The sequence below is a fragment of the Amycolatopsis sp. genome (assembly GCF_025464955.1).
GTDB lineage: Bacteria > Actinomycetota > Actinomycetes > Mycobacteriales > Pseudonocardiaceae > Amycolatopsis.
In genome coordinates, this window is record NZ_JAODNM010000114.1 from 24,442 (window position 1) to 44,682 (window position 20,241).

Consider the following 20,241-nt stretch of genomic DNA (forward strand, 5'->3'; position numbering starts at 1 on the left):
CCGAGCGGTGGTCACGGCAAGTCGGCGGCGAGTTGCGCAGGTGTGGCGCGGTCGTCTGTTATGGACGATTTGGCCTTGCCCCGTAAGGGATCGGTAACGCTCGGCGGTCCGGCTCGGTGTCAGGGGAGACGTAGGCTGCAGAGGCGAAATCTTTCCGATGGCGAGGAGCTGTGCATGATCACCCTGGTCATCGTCGGGTTCCTGGCGGGCGTGATCACGAGTATCTCGCCGTGTGTCCTGCCGGTGCTTCCCGTGGTTTTGACGAGTGGCGCGGTTCGCCGCGGCGCCGGGACCGGGGAGGCGGGGGCTACCGGGGACACCGAAGCCGCCGAGCCGGTGCGCACCAGGTCGTGGCGGCCGTACGGGGTGGTCGCGGGGCTGGTGGTGAGCTTCAGCTTGTCGACGCTGTTCGGTTCGCTCGTGCTCAGCGCGTTGCACCTGCCGCAGACCCTGCTGCGCGACGCGGGGATCGTGGTGCTGGTGATCATCGGGCTCGGGCTGATTTTCCACCGGGTCGGCGATCTCCTCGAGCGCCCGTTCGCGCGGTTGCGGGGGCGGCCGGTCAACCCCGACAGCAACGGTCTGGTCGTCGGCCTCGGGCTCGGCCTGCTTTTCGTCCCCTGCGCGGGTCCTGTGCTGGCGACGATCGCGGTGGTCGGGGCCAGTCACCATGTCGGGTTCGGCGCTGTCGTCCTGACCATCGCTTTCGGCGTGGGGACCGGGGTTCCGCTGCTGATCCTGGCGTTGGCGGGCAACGCGCTCGCCCGCCGCACGGGGTTCCTGCGCCGCCGCGCCCCGGCCCTGCGGATCAGCGCCGGGGTGGTCATGATCGTCGTGGCGGCCCTGATCGGGTTCAACCTCACCGACGGGTTGCAGCGCAGCGTGCCCGGTTACACCGCAGCGCTGCAGCAGTCGGTCGAGGGCGACCCGGGGGCGACGAACCAGTTGCACCAGCTCACGTCCGGCGGCGGCAGCGCGACTGCCACCGGCGTCGGCAACACCTGCACCGAGACCGAGCCGACCTTGCAGGACTGCGGGACAGCGCCGGCGTTCACCGGGATCAACGGCTGGCTGAACACCCCGGGGGACAAGCCGCTCACGCTCGCCGGGCTGCGCGGCAAGGTGGTCCTGATCGACTTCTGGACCTACAGCTGTATCAACTGCCAGCGGACGCTGCCTCATCTCGAGGCCTGGTCCCGGGCGTATGTGAACGCGGGCCTGGTCGTGATCGGGGTGCACACACCGGAGTTCGCGTTCGAGCACGACACGGCGAACGTGACCCAGCAGGCGCACAGCCTCGGGGTGAACTACCCGATCGCGATCGACAACGACTACGGCACCTGGAACGCCTACGCCAACCAATACTGGCCCGCCGAGTACCTCATCGACCAGTCTGGCCAGATCCGGCACACCAACTTCGGCGAGGGCGACTACGGCGGCACCGAGGAACTGATCCGGCAGCTGCTTTCGGACTCCGCCACATCCGGCTCACTGCCCCCGGCGACCGAAGTCCCGGATACGACGCCGACCGAGCAGCAGACCCCGGAAACCTATCTGGGCTATCAGTACGCGCCGCTGCACACTTCGGGGCAGGCGCCGCAACAGGGCCAGTCGCAGCCGTACGACTTCCCGCCCGGCCTCGAAGCCGATACCTTCGCCCTGTCCGGAACGTGGAACGCCCAGCCCGAACAGATCACGGCCGGCCCGGACGCCAAGCTGGAGCTCGACTATGAGGCCAGCGATGTCTACCTCGTCCTCGGCGGGACGGGCACCGTGGCCGTTCAGGTCAACGGAAAGACCAGCTCGATCACCGTGTCCGGGCCGCCCAAGTTCTACACCCTCGTCAGCGGACCCACGGCCCAGCACGCCGTGCTGAGCCTGTCCGCGACCCCCGGCGTCCAGGCCTACGACTTCACCTTCGGCTAGTCCCAGCCACTTTTCGGGCTCCTGTCGCGGGGGCCCGCGGCCCTGTCCGTCCACTTCGGACGGACCTGCGGAGCTCGGTGTCCGGCTGGAACACCACCGAGGCCGACGTCGACCTGAGCGTCGAAGCGGTCGACCGCGCGGTCGGCGGCTGATCCCGGCGATCGGAACACGGTCGCGTATTCGGTGCCGCTGAACGGGTTCCGATGTCCCGGGCAGCGGGAAGGCGTCCGGGATAGGTCACTTTTCCGGCGATAGCGCTAGTGGGAAACCAGTGGTCTGCACCATGATCGACCCATGACACCAACAAGGGAAGTCGTCGTCACCGGTGGTGGCACAGGAATCGGGTACGCCGTCGCGGCCTTGTTCGTGAAGGCGGGGGATTCGGTGACCATCACCGGCCGCCGGGAAAAGGTGCTCGCCGAAGCGGCCGCTCTGCTGGGTGCGAAGTACGTGGCGTTCGACGCCGCCGACCCGGTCGCGGTCCGCGGCGCGCTGGCCGGGCTACCCGAACAGGTCGACGTACTGATCAACAACGCCGGCGGCAACACCGACCGGGTCCGTGACGCCGTCGCCCCCGGTGACCTCGACGGGATCGCCGCGAACTGGGAAGCGAATTTCCAAGCCAACGTGCTGACCGCGGTCCTGATGACCGAGGCGCTGAAGCCGCGCTTCGCCGACAACGCGCGCGTCGTCACCATCGGCTCGATCGCGGCCAAGCAGGGGTCCGGCTCCTACGGCGCCGCGAAGGCCGCGATCGAGGCGTGGAACGTCGATGTGGCCAAGCAGTTGGCGCCGAAGGGGATCACGGCCAACGTCGTCGCGCCGGGGGTCATCGCCGACACCGAGTTCTTCCACGGCACGGTGACCGAGGAGTGGGTGGCCGAGCGGGTCGCTGTCGCGCTGAACAAGCGCGCCGGCAAGCCGGAGGAGGTCGCGGACCTGCTGTTCTTCCTGGCGAACCCGGGTGCCGGACACCTCACCGGGCAGGTCGTCCACGTCAACGGCGGCGCGCACACCGCCCGCTGACCGGGATTTCCGGTGGCGGGCCGAGACCCGCCACCGGAATCACCCAGCACTAGGACTTGTGGTCGGCGAGCTCCTGGCAGATCCAGTCGCGCAGGACGTCGATCCGCGCGGTGGTCTCGTCGCCCGCGTGCGGGCAGTCCGGTCCGCTGACCTCGGTGGCGACCAGGCGCGGCGACCCGTACGGGGTTTCGGCGAAGTACGGGGCACCTGAGTCGAACGGGCAGGCGCTCGTGGTCTCGGTCGGCCGGTACCCGGCGACGTAGACCTGCGAGGCGTCGGCGCTGGTCACCTTGAACTGCCCGGTCTGCATGCGGTCGGGTCGATGGGTCAGATCGCCGGTGGCGTCGGCGTCACCCCAGCCGACGAGCCGGAGGATGTCCCCGGCAGCGGGAGCCTTTGTCGACAGCGCGAGCGGCTTCACCCCGCGGACCGGGGTGGCGAGCTTCGCGATCGCCATATCGGACGTCGGGCTCTGCACGACGTCGACGAGGTCCACCTTGGTCCCGGTGGTGCCGGACAGCGTCGCCTGCCCGATGGTCGCGATGACCTGGTACCGCGGCGGGCCGCTGACCCGGTGGCGGTCGCCGTCGTGCAGGCAGTGCCCGGCGGTGATGATCCACTGTGGATCGATCAGCGCGGCCGAGCAGGCGCTGGCCCGGACGACACCGTTGGATTGGGTGATCTTCGGCATCGACAGGGCGACCGAGAAGCGGTAGGCCCCGTCGGGTACATCCTGTCCGTTCGCGATCGCCGCGGCCGGCGAGGCCTGCACGATCGCCGCCGCGAGCAGCGCGCCGACGGCGACGGCCAGCGAGCGTTTTCTTCCTGTCACGAGCAGCTCCCAGTTGTTCAAGGTTTGTGTCCCACCAGTGCAGAGGACAGCAGACCTGGTCTTCGGGCCGGACGCAACCGATTGGTCCTCAATGGCTCCGTGAGCTTGCGGACAGAAATCCCGCCTTGACAGCGGCGGTGTTGGTAACGAAACTGAACCGGTAAGAAAAATGAACCACATGTAGTTGAATCGGAAGCCGAAGGGGATTCGAATGACCGACTCCGTGATCACCCGGCCGGACCTGACTCGCGGCGGGGCATCCGGTTTCGAGGACCTGCGTCGTGCCGCGTCCGAGAGCTCCGACCTGGCCCGCGAGCTTGCGGCGACCACCGAACAGCAGCGCTCGCTGGCGCCCGAGGTGCTCGCGAAGCTCAAGGATTCCGGCCTTTTCCGCGCCGGCCTGCCCACCGGGCTCGGTGGCGTCGGCGTGCCGCCCGCGGTGATCCTCGAAACCGCGGAGACGATCGCGCGCGGAGACGCGTCGACCGGCTGGTGCGTGTCGATCGCCGTCACCAGCAGCCTGCTCGGGGCGTACGTGTCACCGGAAGCCGGGCAAGAGATCTTCGGCGATCCGCGCACGGTCGCGGCCGGGGTGTGGGCGCCCCGCGCGAAGGGACGCAAGGTCCCGGGCGGGGTCGTGGTGTCCGGTCAGTGGTCGTTCTGCAGCGGCATCACCCACGCGGACTGGATGTTCGGCGGTTTCATGCTGGCCGGGGCCGAAGGTGAGGCGCCGGTGATCCGCACTGCGGCGTTTCCCAAGTCCGACCTGCAGGTCCTCGACACCTGGCACACCTCGGGCCTGCGTGGCACCGGCAGCCACGATTCGGTCGCCGACGAGGTGTTCGTGCCGGACCACCGCGTGTTCTCGGTGATGGACGGCCCGCCGGCGGGTGCCGAGCCGTTGCACCGCTTCCCGGTCTTCGGATTTTTCGCGCTGTCGATCGCGGCCGCCGCGCTGGGCAATGCCCGCGGGGCGATCGACGAGCTGGTCGAGCTGGCCACTTCCAAGGTGACGCTCGGTTCGAGCCGGTCCATCGCCGAACGTTCGCAGACCCAAGCCGCCGTCGCCCAGGCGGAAGCGGCGTTGCGAGCCGCGCGCGGGCTGTACTACCAGGCCATCGACGACGCCTGGGTCGCTGCCCAGGAGTCTGAGCCGGTCTCCGAGTCGCTGCGGATGGGCCTCCGGCTCGCCGCGTCGCACGCCACCCGAACCGCCGCCGAGGTCACCGCGTCGATGTATGACCTGGGCGGCGGCTCGGCCATCTACGAGAAGTCGCCGCTGCAGCGCCGCTTCCGCGACGCGCACACCGCGACCGCGCACTTCCAGGTCAACCCGGCGAGCTTCGAGCTGACCGGGCGGATCCTGCTCGGCCTGCCCACCAACACCGGGCAGCTGTGAGCAAGGCCGAACTCGGCGTGGTGATGCCGTACTGGCTCGACCGGCCCGACGAAGAAGCCGTCGACATCGCCATCGAGGCGGACAGGCTGGGCTTCCCGACGGTCTGGGTCGGCGAGATGGTGACCTTCGACGCGTTCGCGCTGGCCACGGCGATCGGTCTCCGCACCGAGCGGATCGGCCTGCGGGTCGGGCCGCTTGCCGTGGGCGTCCGCAGCCCGGTGGCGCTCGCGTTAGGACTGTCCTCTGTGGCCGGTCTCATCGGACGCCCGGTGGATCTCGCGCTCGGCGCGGCCAACCCGGCGATCGTCAGCGGCTGGCACGACCGGCCGTGGGACTCGCCCGCGCCGAGGATGCGGGAGTCGGTCCGCGCCGTGCGCGCGCTGCTCGACGGCGAACGTGCCGACTTCGACGGAAAACACGTGCGGTCGCACGGTTTCCGGCTCCGCAGCCCGCAGCCGTCGGCGTCGATCTCGGTTGCCGCGTTCGGCCCGGCGATGACGCGTGTCGCCGCCGAAGAAGCCGACGAGATCGTCCTGAACCTCGTCACACCTGAGCACGTCGCCCGGGTACGCGCCGCCGTCGACGCGCACGCCCGTGCCGCCGGACGGCCCGCGCCCCGTATCGCGGTCTGGGTGACCGGCGCGCTCGATCCCGGTGACGCGGCGATCGCGCAGCTCGCCGGGCAGCTCGCGGTCTACCTCAAACCGCCCGGCTACGGGGAAATGTTCAGCGAGCTCGGGCACGGCGCGCTCGTGGAACGCGCCCGTGCCGGCACGCGACGGGCCACGCTCGCCGCGGAAATCCCCGCCGAATTGATCGCGTCCGTGTGTGCCATCGGGTCGGCCGCGCAGGTTTCCGACCGCCTCGCGGCCTACCACGCGGCAGGCGCCGATCACGTCGGCGTCGTACCGTGCACTGCTGAAGACCCCGCGGGACACAATGTCCTCGCGGCCTTGTCACCCCTGGAAAAGGAGCTCACCGCATGACTCTCGCCAACGCCCAGTACCTGCTCGCGGCTCGCCCGGTCGGCCTGCCGAAGCCGTCGGACTGGGAGTACCGGGAAGAGCCCGCCGCGGAGGCGGGCGAGGGCCAGTTCCGGGTCCAGCTCGACTACCTTTCGCTCGACCCGGCCATGCGCTCGTGGATGAACGCGGGCCGCTCCTACGTGCCGCCGGTCGAGATCGGCGAGGTGATGCGCGCGCAGGGGATCGGGCACATCATCGACTCGAACCACCCGAAGTTCGAGGTCGGCGACACCGTATCGGGCGCGTTCGGCGTCCAGCGGTACGCCGTCTCCGACGGCAAGGGCGTCCAGCAGATCGACACCTCGCTGGCGCCGGCTCCGGTGCAGCTCGGTGTGCTGGGCATCAGCGGGATCACCGCGTACTTCGGGCTGATGGACGTCGGGAAGATCAAGGAGGGGGAAACCGTCGTCGTGTCGGCGGCCGCCGGTTCGGTCGGCAACGTCGCCGGGCAGATCGCGAAGATCAAGGGCTGCCGCACGATCGGGATCGCCGGGGGCGCGGAGAAGTGCCGCGTGCTCGTCGAGGAACTCGGCTTCGACGCCGCGATCGACTACAAGGCCGGTGACGTCCGCAAGCAGCTTCGTTCGCTTGCACCCGACGGCGTCGACGTCTTCCTCGACAACGTCGGCGGCGAGATCCTCGAAGCGGTGCTGGCGTGCCTCGCTCGCGGCGCGCGAGTCGTGTTGAGCGGTGCTGTTTCGCAGTACAACTCCGCGGAGCGGCCGAAGGGCCCGGCCAACTACATGCAGCTGCTCGTCGCGCGCGCGTCGATGACCGGGTTCGTCGTCTTCGACTACGTCAAGCGCTACCCCGAGGCCATCGCGGAGCTCAGCGGCTGGATCGGCTCCGGGCAGCTCAAGTCGCGCGAGCACGTCGTCGAAGGCGGGATCGAGAAGTTCCCCGAGACGCTCCTCCAGCTGTTCACCGGCGGGAACACCGGCAAACTCGTCCTGGCTTTGTGATGCGCTCCGAACAGGACCTGACCCACCGGTTCGAAGGAGAATCGGTGGGACGCGCGCTGGGCCTGGTCGGTGAGCGGTGGACGTTGCTGATCCTCCGCGAGACGTTTTTCGGCGTGCGGCGCTACGGCGAGTTCGCGCGCAACCTGGCCATCCCGCGGCCGACGTTGTCCGCGCGGCTCAAGACGCTCGTCGACGCCGGGCTGCTGGACCGGGTCCGGTACGCCACCGACCCGGACCGGCACGAGTACCGCCTGACCCAGGCCGGGCGGGACCTGTTCCCGGCGATCGCGGCGCTGATGCGCTGGGGTGACACGTACCTGGCGGGGCCGGAAGGGCCGCCGATCGTGTTGCGCCACAACGACTGCGGCCACCTCGACGAGCCGTTCCTGGCTTGCGGGCACTGTGGGGGCCCGATCACCGCGGACAACGTCTCGTCCGAACCCGGCCCCGGCTTTCGAAACAACTGAGTCGTATCCCCTGAACCGGACCCCTTACCGCGCAAACGCTTGCGTCGGGGTCTTTGCCGGGCGCGCGGTCCAGGCGGCGTCGGCGCGGTGGAGCAGGAACACGGCCGCCGCGCCGATCAGGGTGAAGGCCATGCAGCCGAGTACCGCGGTGTTCCAGCCTGCGACAAGGCTGCCTGCCGGGTCCGTCGACGGGTGCACGGCGACGATGGTGACCACGGTGACGCCGATCGCCGCGCCGACGTAACGGCTCGTGTTGTTGATCCCGCTGCCCGAACCGGCACGCGCCGCGGGGACGCTCGCGACGGCTTCGCGGGCGAGGCTCGCGTTGACCACCCCGGTGCCCACACCGGCGACGAGCATGCCGCCGACGAGGTGCCAGGTCGTCGAACCCGGGGTGAGTGTCGTCAGCGGCACGAGCCCGACCGCGACGACGACCAGTCCCACGCTCAGCTTCACGCCGCCGGACACGCTCGCCGGGATGCGGCGGGTGAGCAGCGCCGACACCACGCTCGTCGCGGACCAGGCGAGGAGAAGCACCGAAGCGGCGATCGTCGAGCGGGCCATTCCCCGCTCCAGCAGGGTGCCCAGGAACGACATCAGCGCGGTGATCCCGGCGCCGCTGACGAACGCGCCCAGCGTCGCCGCGTTCAGCGCCGGCCGCCGGAACAGCGTCAGGTCCAGCATGGCGCCGCTCGCGCGCCCCTGATGAGCGACGAACGCGACCAGGAACACCACCGCGCCGGCGATCAGACTCAGTTCGAGTGGGCTCGTCCAGCTTTGGCGGCCTTGGGTCAGCGCGGCCAGCAGACTGGCGAGCCCGATTCCGAGCAGCGCGGCGCCAACGCCGTCGATCGTCCGAGCGCGTCCGGAATGGGACTCGCTGAGCCGGAACCGACCCAGCGCGGCGAGGCCGAGCGAGAGAACGGTGAGCAGCAAATAGGTGTAGCGCCAGCCGAAGGCCGTGTCGAGCAGCGATCCGGCGAGCGGGCCCAGCGCGATACCGGCGCCGAGGCACGCGCCCCAGATCCCGGTCGCGTGGGCGCGAGCCGGGCCGGGCGGGAAGGTGTGACTGATGATCGCCAGCCCGCAAGCGATCACCGCCGCCGCGCCGATCCCCTCGGCGACGCGGCCGACGACGAACGTGAGCGCGTTCGGCGCGACCCCGGAGACCGCCGAGCCGAGGGCCAGGACGATCGCGCCGCCGGTGAACACCCGGCGTCTGCCGAAGTCGTCGCCGACCGCGCCCGCGGTGAGCAGTGCGACGGCGAGGCCCAGGCTCATCGAGCTGAGGACCCACGACGTCGCGGTCGTGCCCGCATGGAGGCCGCCGGCGACCGACGGCACGATCGAGAGCGGCGTGGAGAACGCGGCCAGGCCGAGCAGCGTCCCGCCGGCCGTGATCGCGAGCGTCGCGCCGGTCCGGGTGTCGGGCGTGTCCATGCGGGTCCTCCAGGCAGGTCCACTCGGATTGGTTCGTTCAGTGAACTCAGCGGAGGCTAGCACGATTGGTTCGCTGAATGAACTCTTCTGTGACAGACTTGGCCGCATGGCGCTTCCCCGTGAATACCTCGGCCAGTCCTGCTCGATAGCGCGAGCGCTCGAGGTCGTCGGTGAGCGATGGTCACTGCTGATCGTCCGAGACGCGTTCTTCGGCTTGCGTCGGTTCAGCGACTTCTCAGCCCACCTGCAGATTCCGCGCGCGGTGCTGACAGAACGGCTGGAGTTCCTGGTCGGCGAAGGCGTCCTAGGCAGGACTCCGGGGCCCGGACGTCGTTTCGAGTACGAGCTGACGGACAAGGGGCTGGAGCTGTGGCCGGTTGTGCGCACGCTTTCCCAGTGGGGTGACGCGCATTACGCGCCCGACGGCCGGCGCCGGGTGTTCGTCCACGCCGGCTGCGGCGGTGAACCCGATCCGCTCGGCGGGTGCCCCGTCTGCGGCGAGACCGTCGTGCCCGCGGCGATGGTGATGGTTCCCGGTCCCGGTATGGCGACCGGCCCCGACGCGGACCCGATCTCCGTCGCCTTGTCGCTCCCGCGTCCCTTGCTGGAACCCGTCACCTGAGCTATACAGTACGGACGTACTATTTGCGCGTCCGGGGAGGACAGAGCGATGAGGTTTGGGCTGCATCATGTCCAGCTGGCGATTCCGGCGGGCAGTGAGGACGACTGCCGGCGGTTCTACGTCGACGCGCTGGGCATGACCGAGCTGGTGAAGCCGCCGGCGCTGGCGGCGCGCGGCGGGCTGTGGGTGCGGGCCGATCGGCTCGAGATCCACCTGGGTGTCGAGCCGGACTTCCGTCCCGCGCGCAAAGCGCATCCGGGAATCCTTGTCGACGACCTCGACGGCCTGGCCGCGCGTCTCAGCGAGCGGGACGTCGAAGTCCAGTGGGACGAATACTTCCCGGGCTACCGCCGGTTTTATGCCTTCGACACCGTGGGCAACCGGCTGGAATTCCTTGCGTCGCGTGATCCCGGCGGGCAGGTCGGCTGACCCGCCGCCGGGGCATGATCAGGACGGGGACGGCAGGGGGAGCGGCGCGCATTGCACGTCCGCCTGGCGTCCCGGCTTTCGCGCCGGCAGGCTGCCGGTGGCGAAGTACGCGGCGATTTTCGAGTCCACGCAGGTGTTTCCGCTCAGCGACCCGGCATTGTTCGTGCCGCCGGTGACGCTGACGAGCGAAGCACCGGGGAAGCGTGAACGCACCTCCAGGCTGCCTTCGAACGGCGTCGCCGCATCCAGTGTCTCGTCGACGAGCAGAGCGCTCTTGACGCCGTAACCGTTGACCCGTACGGGAATTCCGGCCTTGGCGTGCCAGAAGAAGCACGGTGCGTTGGCCCAGGTGTTGCCCCAGGTCGTGTCCGGCGCCTTCAGGTCGGTCGCGACGGAGTCGTTGTGCCACTTGCTCCAGTTCGCCGGCCACGGCGCGTCGGTGCACACCTGCGCGAGCTCGTTGGCGAGGACGTTGTCGTTGCCGTGCTGGAGGAACTGGGAGAACATCGCCTTCAGCGGTACGCCGTCCCCGGTGCGGACGTAGTTCGCGAACGCCGAGCCCATGATCGGCCACGTCGACTGGAAGTACGGCGTGAACAGCATCATGTCGGCCCACTCGTCCGGCCCGACCGCGCCGTCCGCCGGGGCGACCCGCAGCTTCGCCAGCTGCGCGTTCCACGTCGTCGTCACCGCATCACGCGTCGCACCGAGGTGATAGACGTCGTCGTGGGACGCCAGCCAGTCGAACCAGAGCCGCAGGTTGTTCTCGAGGGGGACGGCCTGGTCGAAGGCCGCCGCGCCGTACCAGACCCGGCTCGGGTTCACGTTGCTGTCGAGCACGATCCGCCGGACGTGGCTCGGGAACAGCGTCGCGTACACCTGGCCGAGATAGGTGCCGTAGGACTGGCCGAACAGGTTCAGCTGGTTGACCCCGAGCGCCGCCCGGATGTTTTCCAGGTCCGCGGCTTTGTCGGTGGTCTTCAGGTGGTCGAGCAGCGCCGGCTGGTTCTTCGCGCACGCGTCGGCGTAGCCCTTGACGCGGTCGAGCCAAACCTGCTCCGCGGCCGGCGTGGTCGTCACGTAGTCGGACCGGTTGAAGTCCAGGTAGTCCGGGATGCAGGAAAGCGTCGGCACGCTGGGCGCGAGACCGCGCGGTGCGAAGCCGACCCAGTCGTAGGTGTCGCCGGCGCCGTTCGGCAGGCGCCCGCCGGTGAGTGACTGGTTCACGCCCGTCCCGCTCAGCGCGTCCGGCAGTGACACGGCGACGCCCTGGTACGCGTTGTCCGGCGACTTGTGCTTGACGCGGGAAAGCGCAAGCGTGATCTGCGTGCCGAACGGGAGGACGTGATCGAGCGGGACGGAGAGCGTGCCGCACTGCGCCCCGCCTTGGACCAGCGTCGGGTCCGAACAGGCGCCCCACACGATCGGGTTGAGCGGGGTGGCGGCGGCTGGGCCGCTCACCCCGGTCAGTGTCGCCGCCGCGAGTGCCGCGGACAGCACAACGCCGGTAACGAGACGTTTCACCAGGTGTTCCTCATTTCGTGCCAGGATGCCGCAAGCGCTTCCGCGGTTGCGTCGAGAGCAGGATTTCCCTTGCCCTGCACGGAGTATCCCCGGCGCGGCACGCTTTGCCCGAAATGTGTGGAGCGCCACAAACCGCCGTCAAGAGGTTCGATAGAGCCCGCCGCGGTGGTCGTTGAGGTGGGCGTCCGGGTCGTCGAACCAGTGACCGTCGGGGCCGAGGTACCGGAAGCACACCGTCGTCCCGGACGGCACCTCCACCGACGCCGACCGCGTGCCGTTGGACCGCTTCCGCAGCTCGTGTCGTCCCGGGCGCCAGTCGTTGAAATCGCCGACCACGCTGATGCGTCCGGCAGGCTCTTCGCCTGGCAGGACGAAGGTCAGTTTGACGGTCTCGTTCTTGCCACGGTTGGTGCGGATCACCGCTGTGGTTCCTCTCTCCGGCAGGCCTGCTGAGTTGATCTTGATGATGGCAGGTCCGGAGACCCGGCTCGGGGAAACCGGCCGGAGGCGCTGCCCGATCCACTCGACCGTGTTTGCGACGGCCGAGATCCATCGCAACTCGCCGTCGAGTTGCGATGCTTAGCGTGCGCAACTACCGCAACTCGCCGTCGAGTTGCGGTTATCGACTTCGGCCAATCGGCGGCAAAAGGGAAGCCCGCCAACGGGGGATCCGTTGGCGGGCTTCTCCTTGCTGGGTGGCGACTAGCCGATCAGGCCCGAGAGGCCGACGCCCTTGAAGGAGCCCCAACCGGTGACCTGGTCGTAGCCGGTGCCGGCGGTGAAGCCGGTCGTGCCGTTCAGGGTGTTGTTGCCGGTGGTGACGTCGTTGAAGCCGGTGGTGCGCGAAGAGCCGTTACCGATGCTGTAAAGCGTCGGGTTCAGGTTTCCGAGCGAACCGCCGTGGATCTGGTTCTGCAGTACGGCGAAGCCTGCCCACAGCGGGGTGGCGCCAGAGGTGCCCCACACGTTCCCCCACGAACCGGCGGAGAAGATGGTGTAGGCGGAGCCTTCAGCGGCGTCGGCCGCGACGTCCGGGACCTTGCGCTTGGTCGTGGACTGCGAGGACTGCCAGGACGGGGCGGTGAACAGGGTCGAGATGCCGCCGCCGGTGGAGCCGCCGGACGCGCCGTCGTTCCAGGTCTTCTCGCTGCTGTAACCGTTGGACGAGGTCACCGTGAGCTGGGTGCCGCCGACGCCGGTGATGTTCGGGCTGGACGCGGGGAAGTCCACGGCCTTGCTGGTGCTGCCGGTCGAGCGGACACAGTCGGTCGTACCGTCGTCGCCCGCGGCGGCGAAGTAGGAGATGCCCTCAGCGGTGCCCGTCGCCAGTGCCGAGTTCACACTGTTGGCCGCGCTGGACCCTTCTGACGATTCACAAGAGCCCCACGAGATCGAGACGACCTTGGCCTTGTTGTCCGAGGCGATCTTCTGGTACATCGCCAGCTCGCCTGCGTTGGAGTTCGGTGCCTCGTAGACCAGGGCGTTGGCCTTCGGGGCGATGCCCTGGACGACCTCGACGTCGAGCTCGACCTCGGTCTGGCCGCTACCGGGGTTAGAGTCGTAGTTCTGGCCGCTGACCGGCACCGTGGTCACGGTGCCGGTGGAGAGCCCGTTGGTGGAGTCGAACGTGCTGAGGTTGCTCTTCTGGTAGCCGTCGAACTCCACGAAACCGACGGTGACGCCGGCGCCGGTGGCCGAAAGGCTTCCCGTGCCGTAGGCCGACTTCAGGATCGCCGGGGTGACCGCCTTGACGACCTTGGGGCTCGCCTTCGGGGTGGCGGGGTGCTGCTTGAGGGAGTGGTTGTCCAGGCCGACGACGTTCGCTACTACCGAGGAAACGTTGGCGGGCAAGGCCGGCGCGGCGTCGTTGGCGTAGAAGTGGCGGCCGGTCGCCGCGTCGGTGTAGTTGCCGATGCTGGTGTGGAAGGCCGACTCGAGCTGCGCGGCGCTACCACTGAAGGTGATGACCTGCCGGTTGGCCGAGACCTCGATGTTCGACACGCCGCTCTGCTTGAGGAACGGCAGCGCCTGGTCCACGTCCGCCTGCGTCGGGCCGAAGGCCGCGTTGAACTGCGGCGCGGTCAGGAAGTGGTGGTACTCGGCCGACTTCGGGTTCTGGACGTCGGTGAGGAACTTGTCGAGCGCCGCCTGGTTGTGCAGCTTCAGCGACAACGCGGCGGTGATCTGCTCGCCGGTCGCGACGTCGCCCGTTCTGGCGCTCTGTGCCAGTGGGGCGGTGTTGCCGGACAGCGTGACCAAAGGATTGGGCGCCGCGGAGGCGGTGCCGATCAGGGACATACCCAGCAGAGCCGGCAGTGGGACGATAGCTGCGGCGAGCGTGCGCAAGCGCATGCTGATTCCTCTCAGCGGTGGGGGACCGTCGCCCGGGAGCATTGACTGCCGCAGGCTCGCGCTGAGTTTAAGAAGGCGGGATCATGCGGAGATACCTACTTTTGGCTGGCCTTTCCGATATCCCATTTTTGTTTCCGGCATGTTTCCTGTGCTATATGCCGAGTGATCCATCCTGAATTGTCACGAAATGTCCTTCTTGCCCGGATGTGTCAGCCTTTGTCTGCGTACGTGCTGGTGAGGCGACTGGCGATCACGGCCGGTGTCGGGAATTCTTCGATAAATGGTCTGTTGGTGAATTCATTGCTCTTTTTGGTTGAGGACAGGAGTGCCGATATTGTGAACGCCCCCTCGGCGCGCCGAGGGGGCGTTCGTCAAACGCGGATCAATCAGGCCAGCGAAAGACCGTAGGACTGCAATTCGAGAGTGAGCGGGTAGAAGTAACTCGTCACCGTGTCGCCACCGGACAGGGTGCCGAGGCCGGTCGAGCCGTCGTATGCCGGTCCGCCCGAGTCGCCGTGGTCGGTGTGCGCGGTGGTGCCGAACTCGTGGTCGAGCACGCCGACGTCGAAGTTCACCGACTGGTCGACAGAGGTGACCTGGCCACTGCCGCCGCCGGTGGTCGAACCCTGCTTTTCCATCTGCTCACCGACGGTCGGGGTGCCCGCGCTGGTGATCGCCTGGCCGGTGTTGATCGCGCCGGGCCCGCTGCCGTTGGGGCGGGTCAACAGGCCGGAGTCGGCTCCGGGGCAGTCGCTCTGGACGACCTGCGCGCCGCTGACGTCACCGCCGGACCAGGTGCCGCCCAGGTTCGTGCAGTGGCCGGCGGTCAGCAGGAACGGCGAACCGTCGCGGGTGACGTTGAAGCCCAGCGAGCAGCGGCCCTGGTCGTTCTGGATCGCGTCGCCGTCGGCGATGTGGAGGTCGAGCCTGCCGGTCTTCTGCTCGATGCGCACGCCGGCGCCGAGCTTCTGAGCCGCGCTGGTCACCTTGGCCGCGGTCGCCGGGGTCGCCGCCGAATAGATCGTCACGACGACCTGGTTGGTGGAAGTGTCGATGCCCCAAGTGGTCTGCGGGACATTGCGCACGGCATCGAGGGCGTTCTTGGTGTTCGTCAACGCCGCGAAGCTGCGCGTGACCGTCTTCGCGGTCATCCCGGCCGCCTCGACCTTCTGCGCCGAAGCGGCGTCGAGCACGTTGACCACGACCTTGCCGTGGTCGAGGTAGTAACCACCGGACGCGTCGCCGAGGGTGTTCGTGACCTGGGTCGCCTGGGCGATCGCGGCGTGCTGCACCTGGGCCATATCCGCCGTGGCGGGCTGGCTTGCGTTGGCGGCGGTGGCGGTGGCGGACAGGCCCATCGCGAGCGTCACCGACGCGAAGACCGCGAGACCTGTGAGGGAGTTACGGGGAGTCATGCAGATCCTCCTGAGTGGCCAGGGGTGGGAACCGTGCGCGGCCAGGCCGCGCTTTGTGGGGAACGGCACCAGGATGCGTTCCCGGCAGCGGGAGCGATACCGACAAAGGTTGGTTATTAACCACAATTGTCGAATCGAGGTACCCGGGGTAACGTATTTCCGCAGGTCGATGGGCCGAATGGGCTAGCGCTACGCTTCTCGGCGACTTCTCGCGTCCGATCGCCGCCCGCGGTTACGCCTAACGGACGGTGAGCCGAGGGCGCGACGCTATTGCTGAGCGTCACCGATGAACGGGATCGGTGGTAGGGAAGGAAAACGGCCACCGCAGTTGGTCAACCGGCAACCCCGGCCGCGCCGGCTGCCAGCCGGATCGTGAAGCCTTCGCCGTCGTGACTCATGGTGACGTGCTCGCAGAGCTGGTGCGCGATCCAGAGACCGCGCCCTCCCGGCGAACCGGGGCGTACGGGGACAAGGCCCGCGAAGGGATCCGACACTCCGGGTCCGCGATCGGTCACGGCCACCACGAGCCGGTCTTCGCCGGTCCACAGCCGGAACAGCACGGGGGGCAGGCCGTGGCGGAACGCGTTGGCGACGATTTCGCTCACCGCGATGGTCAGATCTTCGATTTCGGCGGCGGGGACCCGGCTGTCTCGGGCGGCACTGACGACGGCCTTGCGCGCGGACGACGGACTGGGATTGAGCAGTTCCACCGACGGCGGCGCCGACTCCAGCGGGTCGCGCTGCCCGGTGTCGAGCTGCGCGAGAAAGGCTGTCGGGTCTTCGTAAGCGTCGTTCTCGCGGTGTTCGCCGTCGGCCGACGCGATCCACGGGTGTGTGCGGGCGACGTCGCAGAGCGCGCCGGCCGGCGTGGTGCGGGTGTCGTAGGGGCACAGGCCCCAGAGCGGGAAGTCTTCGTAGGCGTGGTTGACGGTCGCTTCATAACGGGCCCACCAATCCCACGGGCTGCCTGTGCCCGGGTGTGGGACATCGCCGACGACGCGGATCTGACGGGCGCCGCCCGCGACGTGCGAAGCCAGCAGGTCGCGGTACAGCTTGATGGCGGCCGCGGGACGCGCGTACTGGGTGGAACCGTTCAGGAAGGTGATGCCGGCCGTGTCCGTCAGCACGGAGCGGACCAGCCGCTGGTTCGGCGCGTCGAAGGCGACCAGCGTCGGTTCGCCGCCCTGGACACCGTCTTCGAGGAACGGCACGACGATGTCCAGCAGTTCTTCGTCGGATCGGTAGAACGCCGCCTCGTGGAAGTAGCCGCGATGACCCCTGGCGGCGCCCGTTCTCACCCCTGCGCCCAGCACGGAGACCGACGGGGCTCGAAGCCCCGGGCCGCTTCGATCACCCCGGAAAGACGCACCAGCCCAGAATACCCGGCGCCGGGTACTCCGGCTGACCAGCGGAGGAGGACCTCCGGGCGGCGGGCGGCGCCGGTTTGTGTGAGACGATGGCATTCGGACGATCTTGGGCTGTCCTGCTGGTGAGGACGTACGGACGCTGGAGGGGACGCCATGACGTGGGCTCGGCTGTGGGCGCTGCTGGCGGTGGGCGCATTGCTCGTCGTGGCCGCCAGCGGGTCGGTCGTCGGTGTCGACTCGGCCGTGTCGACCGTGGCGTCGCCGTCCGCGGCGGTGATCCCCGACTACGGCCAGCCGAGTGCGAACCGTCCGGACACCCAGCAAGAGCGCCACGACGGCGGTACGAGTGTGCTGTCCACCAGCGCTCCGGCGCCGTCCGCGTCGGCCGTTCCGCTGCCCGGGCCTGGTCCGGACAACAAGGTCTCGCCGGAAACCGACACCGCCCAAGCGCCCGTCCCGTCGAGCCACTTCGCCGTCGGTGCCCTCTTCTCCGGTGCCGAGCACTACTGCTCGGCAAGCGTCGTCCACAGCCCCGCCGGCGACCTCGTGCTCACCGCGGCCCACTGCGTCCACGACGGCGCCGGTGGCGGCTACTACACGGACATGGTCTTCGAGCCCGGCTACCACGACGGCGTCGCGCCGTTCGGTAAATGGGCCGTCACGCAGTCCTTCGTCGCCCCGGGCTGGGCCGCCACCTCCGACCCGGACCTCGACTTCGCCTTCCTCACCGTGCACCAGGACGGCAACCCCGACTCCCTCGAAAGCCTCACCGGCGCGGAGGAGCTCGGGCTCGACTTCGGCTTCACCAACGACGTCACGCTGACTGGTTACCCCGATGACGGGGAGGTGCCCGTGACCTGCGAGAACACCACCACGCAGCAGGACTTCTACCAGCTTCAGATGGCCTGTACCGGCTTCCCACAGGGCACCAGCGGCGGGCCGTGGATCGTCGATGCCGACCCCACCACCCATCTCGGCAAGGTCATCGGGGTCATCGGCGGCTACGAGTCCGGCGGGGACAATGATGTCTCGTACAGCAGCTACTTCGACACCGACATCGCGGCGCTCTACAAGACCAGCACCTCCGCGTAACCACCAGGAGCACCGATGACCCGCCGCCACTGGGCCGGCGACACCCGACGCTGCATCGCCGCCACCGTGCTGGCGATCGCCAGCGTCGTGGTGACCCGGCTTTACGGCAGGTTCGGCGCCGAGGCCATGGCCTGGCAGAAAGCCGTCACGGTCGCCGGGACGCTGCTGTTCCTGGCGCTCGCGGGCGTCGCGATCCGTAACCTCGGCAATGTCGTCGTCCGGCACACCCAGAGTCATATCGGGATGAGCCACGCCGGCCTCGTGCGCGTGGGGATCTCGCTGGTGGGCGCCCTGCTGGCGCTGTTCACCGGGCTGGGGATGCTCGGGGTGGGCATCGGGCAGCTCCTCGTCGGCGGCGCGTTGACCGGGGTGGTGGTCGGGATCGCGTGCCAGCAGGCGCTGGGGAACCTGTTCGCCGGGCTCGTCCTGCTCGTGTCGCGGCCGTTCACCATCGGCGACCAGGTCATCGTGCATTCCGGTGCGCTCGGCGGTCCGCACAGCGGCATGGTGCTGGAGATGGGCCTGGTCTACGTCGTGGTCGACACGGACGACGGGGTGCTCAGACTCCCCAACAGCGCCGTGCTCGCCTCCGGCGTCGGCCCCCGACCCGCCGAACCCGCCGCGGAGGACTCGTGAGTGTTCCAGCCGGTTCTAACCTGGTTCTAACCGGCCGGAACACTCACGAGTCCTGACCAGGGACTACTCGATGGTTGCGGGCAGTTCGAAGGCCGCGAAGACCTGGGGATCCTGGAACACGACGTTGCCCGCGATCCCGGCCGGGGTCACGGTGAGCACCTGCAGGGTGTGCAGCCGATAGGTGCCGTCGTCGCTCCGGCAGTAGGCCGCGACGGCCGGTTGGGCGTTTGCGGAAGTCCGAACCTGCTTCCAGTCATTGCCGCGGATGGCGAAGATGCGTGCCATGAAGCGTTCGTAGTCGGCCTTCCCGAGATACCAGAGCGGGACGGGCGGCATTTCGAGGACGGCGTCGTCGGTCAACAGCGACACGAGCGCGTCGACGTCGGCAGCTTCGAACGCCCGGATGTAGCGATCCACGGTGTCGCGGACGGCGGCGTCGTCCGGTTCGGCGACCTCGTCCTCGGTGACGGTGGCGCCGGACAACCCGGCCCTGGCCCGTTGCAGCGCGCTGTTCACCGACGCCGTCGACGTATCCAGTAAGCCCGCGACCTCGGCTGCGCTGAACTCCAGGACGTCGCGAAGGACGAGGACGGCCCGCTGTTTCGGCGGGAGCAGTTGCATCGCGGCGATCAGCGCGAGACGCAGGCTGCCCCGCCGAACCAGGCGCGTTGCTGGATCGGCGTAGGCCTCGGCAAACCGCGCGTCCGGGAACGGCTGTAGCCACGGCACCTCGAACGAAGGCACCAGCGGCATGTGCGGGTCGTCGCTCGGGCCGCCGAGCCCGGACGGCAGAGGACGCCGTGCCTTGCCCTCAAGAGCGGTCAGGCACGCGTTCGTCGCGATCTTGTAGAGCCAGGTACGCACTGAAGCCAGATTCTCGTCGTACCGGTCCTTCGCGCGCCAGGCCCGCAGCATCGTCTCCTGGACCAGATCCTCCGCTTCGTGGACCGAGCCGAGCATCCGGTAGCAGTGCACGACGAGCTCGTGGCGGTACTGCGCGGTCTGCGCGGCGAAGTCCTCGTCGATCGCGATCTGCACGCGGGTTCCCCTCACGATCCGGACGGCCAATGTTTCGTGAAGGCCACCATCACAGCGTAATGCGCGGTGAAGGTGGCCTTCACGAAACGCCGACCTACGGCCGCACCCGTCCGGAGCGCCCGCTCAGTTCGCGGGGGCGTTCGCGTAGGCGGCGATCAGCCAGCGGCCGTCCTGCTTGGCCAAGACCCAGGTGGCGAGCACCTCGCGCTCGGCGGGGCAGCTGTCCTCCCCGGCCATGACGATGCCCGACTTGCTGACCACGATCGCGGCGTTTCCCCCGAACACGCGGACGCTCAGCGGTTCGTCGACCGGACGGGAGCCCTTCAACGGCCCGGCGAACCCGCCGGCCATGCTGTCGCGCAGCGCGGCCCGGTCAGGATGGAACACCCCCGGCCGTACGACGGTGGCGTCTTCGACGTAGAGCGCGGCGAAGGCGTCAGCGTCGTTGTCAGTCCAAGCCGCGTACATCTGGCTCAGCACGTCGAGTACTGCCGCGGAGTCGGTCTGAGTGGCGTCGATGGTAGTCATGGGAAAGGTCCTTCCGGCACGAAGCGCTTGCTGCTTGGTCGAAGGGGTATACCGGCGCCCCGGCCGGAACTCATCGGTCCTCGGCAAGAAAGTTCAACTCGTGTCGTCGACTTCTCGTCGGCGAGAGCCTGCTCACTGTTGTGCATCCTGTGAGCTGAGGG

At 68.8% G+C, this 20,241-nt stretch carries 19 protein-coding genes; 10 read left to right on the forward strand and 9 right to left on the reverse strand.

From position 1 onward, the window contains the following. Positions 1-174 precede the first annotated feature (174 nt). Together JWQ81_RS26800 and JWQ81_RS26805 are read left to right on the forward strand one after the other, a co-directional pair. Positions 175-1,926 carry a cytochrome c biogenesis protein DipZ gene (locus JWQ81_RS26800; protein ID WP_297545808.1) on the forward strand — a complete coding sequence of 584 codons (1,752 nt, stop codon included), beginning with the start codon at positions 175-177 and terminating at the stop codon, positions 1,924-1,926. 294 nt (positions 1,927-2,220) lie between these two features. Beyond that, on the forward strand, positions 2,221-2,952 hold the full coding sequence (locus tag JWQ81_RS26805) for an SDR family oxidoreductase (protein WP_297545740.1): 732 nt from the start codon (positions 2,221-2,223) through the stop codon (positions 2,950-2,952). 49 nt (positions 2,953-3,001) lie between these two features. Here JWQ81_RS26805 and JWQ81_RS26810 read toward each other — a convergent pair whose 3' ends face one another. Beyond that, positions 3,002-3,784: a S1 family peptidase gene (locus JWQ81_RS26810; RefSeq protein ID WP_297545742.1), complete on the reverse strand. Its 783-nt coding sequence runs from the start codon at positions 3,782-3,784 to the stop codon at positions 3,002-3,004. 211 nt (positions 3,785-3,995) lie between these two features. Here JWQ81_RS26810 and JWQ81_RS26815 point away from each other — a divergent pair, with 211 nt between their 5' ends. Genes JWQ81_RS26815 through JWQ81_RS26830 form a run of 4 tightly spaced genes read left to right on the forward strand, consistent with a single transcriptional unit; the run spans position 3,996 to position 7,637 of the window. After that, entirely contained in the window at positions 3,996-5,183 is a 1,188-nt protein-coding gene (locus JWQ81_RS26815) for an acyl-CoA dehydrogenase family protein (protein ID WP_297545744.1), read from the forward strand. Next, complete coding sequence (locus JWQ81_RS26820; protein WP_297545745.1) at positions 5,180-6,169, forward strand: LLM class F420-dependent oxidoreductase; 990 nt, start codon at positions 5,180-5,182, stop codon at positions 6,167-6,169. Before JWQ81_RS26815 ends, JWQ81_RS26820 begins: the two co-directional genes overlap by 4 nt. Beyond that, a complete protein-coding gene (locus JWQ81_RS26825) occupies positions 6,166-7,170 on the forward strand; it encodes an NADP-dependent oxidoreductase (RefSeq protein ID WP_297545747.1) in 1,005 nt (334 codons plus the stop codon). Before JWQ81_RS26820 ends, JWQ81_RS26825 begins: the two co-directional genes overlap by 4 nt. Positions 7,171-7,214: 44 nt before the next feature. Then, a complete protein-coding gene (locus JWQ81_RS26830) occupies positions 7,215-7,637 on the forward strand; it encodes a helix-turn-helix domain-containing protein (RefSeq protein ID WP_366942338.1) in 423 nt (140 codons plus the stop codon). A gap of 24 nt (positions 7,638-7,661) precedes the next feature. Here JWQ81_RS26830 and JWQ81_RS26835 read toward each other — a convergent pair whose 3' ends face one another. After that, a complete protein-coding gene (locus JWQ81_RS26835; protein WP_297545751.1) occupies positions 7,662-9,077 on the reverse strand; it encodes an MFS transporter in 1,416 nt (471 codons plus the stop codon). A 106-nt stretch (positions 9,078-9,183) separates the two neighbouring features. Between JWQ81_RS26835 and JWQ81_RS26840 the strand changes: the two genes are divergently transcribed. Together JWQ81_RS26840 and JWQ81_RS26845 are read left to right on the forward strand one after the other, a co-directional pair. Then, positions 9,184-9,699: a helix-turn-helix domain-containing protein gene (locus JWQ81_RS26840; protein WP_297545752.1), complete on the forward strand. Its 516-nt coding sequence runs from the start codon at positions 9,184-9,186 to the stop codon at positions 9,697-9,699. A 48-nt stretch (positions 9,700-9,747) separates the two neighbouring features. Next, complete coding sequence (locus tag JWQ81_RS26845; protein WP_297545754.1) at positions 9,748-10,128, forward strand: VOC family protein; 381 nt, start codon at positions 9,748-9,750, stop codon at positions 10,126-10,128. 18 nt (positions 10,129-10,146) lie between these two features. Here the strand turns inward: JWQ81_RS26845 and JWQ81_RS26850 are convergent, their stop codons facing one another. The 5 genes from JWQ81_RS26850 to JWQ81_RS26870 all read right to left on the reverse strand — a co-directional run bounded on the left by JWQ81_RS26850 (position 10,147) and on the right by JWQ81_RS26870 (position 16,717). Beyond that, positions 10,147-11,652, reverse strand: a complete 1,506-nt coding sequence (locus JWQ81_RS26850; protein ID WP_297545756.1) for an alpha/beta hydrolase — start codon at positions 11,650-11,652, stop codon at positions 10,147-10,149. A gap of 138 nt (positions 11,653-11,790) precedes the next feature. Then, on the reverse strand, positions 11,791-12,072 hold the full coding sequence (locus JWQ81_RS26855) for an isoamylase early set domain-containing protein (RefSeq protein WP_297545757.1): 282 nt from the start codon (positions 12,070-12,072) through the stop codon (positions 11,791-11,793). Between the two features lie 282 nt (positions 12,073-12,354). Further along, complete coding sequence (locus JWQ81_RS26860) at positions 12,355-14,004, reverse strand: S53 family serine peptidase (RefSeq protein WP_297545758.1); 1,650 nt, start codon at positions 14,002-14,004, stop codon at positions 12,355-12,357. 386 nt (positions 14,005-14,390) lie between these two features. After that, on the reverse strand, positions 14,391-15,419 hold the full coding sequence (locus JWQ81_RS26865) for a S1 family peptidase (protein ID WP_297545759.1): 1,029 nt from the start codon (positions 15,417-15,419) through the stop codon (positions 14,391-14,393). Between the two features lie 332 nt (positions 15,420-15,751). Next, positions 15,752-16,717: a sensor histidine kinase gene (locus JWQ81_RS26870; RefSeq protein WP_297545761.1), complete on the reverse strand. Its 966-nt coding sequence runs from the start codon at positions 16,715-16,717 to the stop codon at positions 15,752-15,754. A gap of 222 nt (positions 16,718-16,939) precedes the next feature. Between JWQ81_RS26870 and JWQ81_RS26875 the strand changes: the two genes are divergently transcribed. Then, positions 16,940-17,878, forward strand: a complete 939-nt coding sequence (locus JWQ81_RS26875) for a trypsin-like peptidase domain-containing protein (RefSeq protein WP_297545762.1) — start codon at positions 16,940-16,942, stop codon at positions 17,876-17,878. 15 nt (positions 17,879-17,893) lie between these two features. Further along, a complete protein-coding gene (locus JWQ81_RS26880; protein WP_297545764.1) occupies positions 17,894-18,514 on the forward strand; it encodes a mechanosensitive ion channel domain-containing protein in 621 nt (206 codons plus the stop codon). A gap of 63 nt (positions 18,515-18,577) precedes the next feature. Here the strand turns inward: JWQ81_RS26880 and JWQ81_RS26885 are convergent, their stop codons facing one another. Beyond that, positions 18,578-19,552: a sigma-70 family RNA polymerase sigma factor gene (locus JWQ81_RS26885; RefSeq protein ID WP_297545765.1), complete on the reverse strand. Its 975-nt coding sequence runs from the start codon at positions 19,550-19,552 to the stop codon at positions 18,578-18,580. 123 nt (positions 19,553-19,675) lie between these two features. Next, positions 19,676-20,080, reverse strand: coding sequence for an SgcJ/EcaC family oxidoreductase (locus JWQ81_RS26890; RefSeq protein ID WP_297545766.1), 405 nt, complete (start codon positions 20,078-20,080; stop codon positions 19,676-19,678). Positions 20,081-20,241 lie beyond the last annotated feature (161 nt).

Bases quoted from the DNA above. Each gene is read 5' to 3' on its own strand.
- JWQ81_RS26800 (WP_297545808.1), top strand. From the start codon at position 175: ATGATCACCCTGGTCATCGTCGGGTTCCTGGCGGGCGTGATCACGAGT.
- JWQ81_RS26805 (WP_297545740.1), top strand. From the start codon at position 2,221: ATGACACCAACAAGGGAAGTCGTCGTCACCGGTGGTGGCACAGGAATC.
- JWQ81_RS26815 (WP_297545744.1), top strand. From the start codon at position 3,996: ATGACCGACTCCGTGATCACCCGGCCGGACCTGACTCGCGGCGGGGCA.
- JWQ81_RS26825 (WP_297545747.1), top strand. From the start codon at position 6,166: ATGACTCTCGCCAACGCCCAGTACCTGCTCGCGGCTCGCCCGGTCGGC.
- JWQ81_RS26835 (WP_297545751.1), bottom strand. From the start codon at position 9,077: ATGGACACGCCCGACACCCGGACCGGCGCGACGCTCGCGATCACGGCC.
- JWQ81_RS26840 (WP_297545752.1), top strand. From the start codon at position 9,184: ATGGCGCTTCCCCGTGAATACCTCGGCCAGTCCTGCTCGATAGCGCGA.
- JWQ81_RS26845 (WP_297545754.1), top strand. From the start codon at position 9,748: ATGAGGTTTGGGCTGCATCATGTCCAGCTGGCGATTCCGGCGGGCAGT.
- JWQ81_RS26860 (WP_297545758.1), bottom strand. From the start codon at position 14,004: ATGCGCTTGCGCACGCTCGCCGCAGCTATCGTCCCACTGCCGGCTCTG.
- JWQ81_RS26865 (WP_297545759.1), bottom strand. From the start codon at position 15,419: ATGACTCCCCGTAACTCCCTCACAGGTCTCGCGGTCTTCGCGTCGGTG.
- JWQ81_RS26875 (WP_297545762.1), top strand. From the start codon at position 16,940: ATGACGTGGGCTCGGCTGTGGGCGCTGCTGGCGGTGGGCGCATTGCTC.
- JWQ81_RS26880 (WP_297545764.1), top strand. From the start codon at position 17,894: ATGACCCGCCGCCACTGGGCCGGCGACACCCGACGCTGCATCGCCGCC.
- JWQ81_RS26890 (WP_297545766.1), bottom strand. From the start codon at position 20,080: ATGACTACCATCGACGCCACTCAGACCGACTCCGCGGCAGTACTCGAC.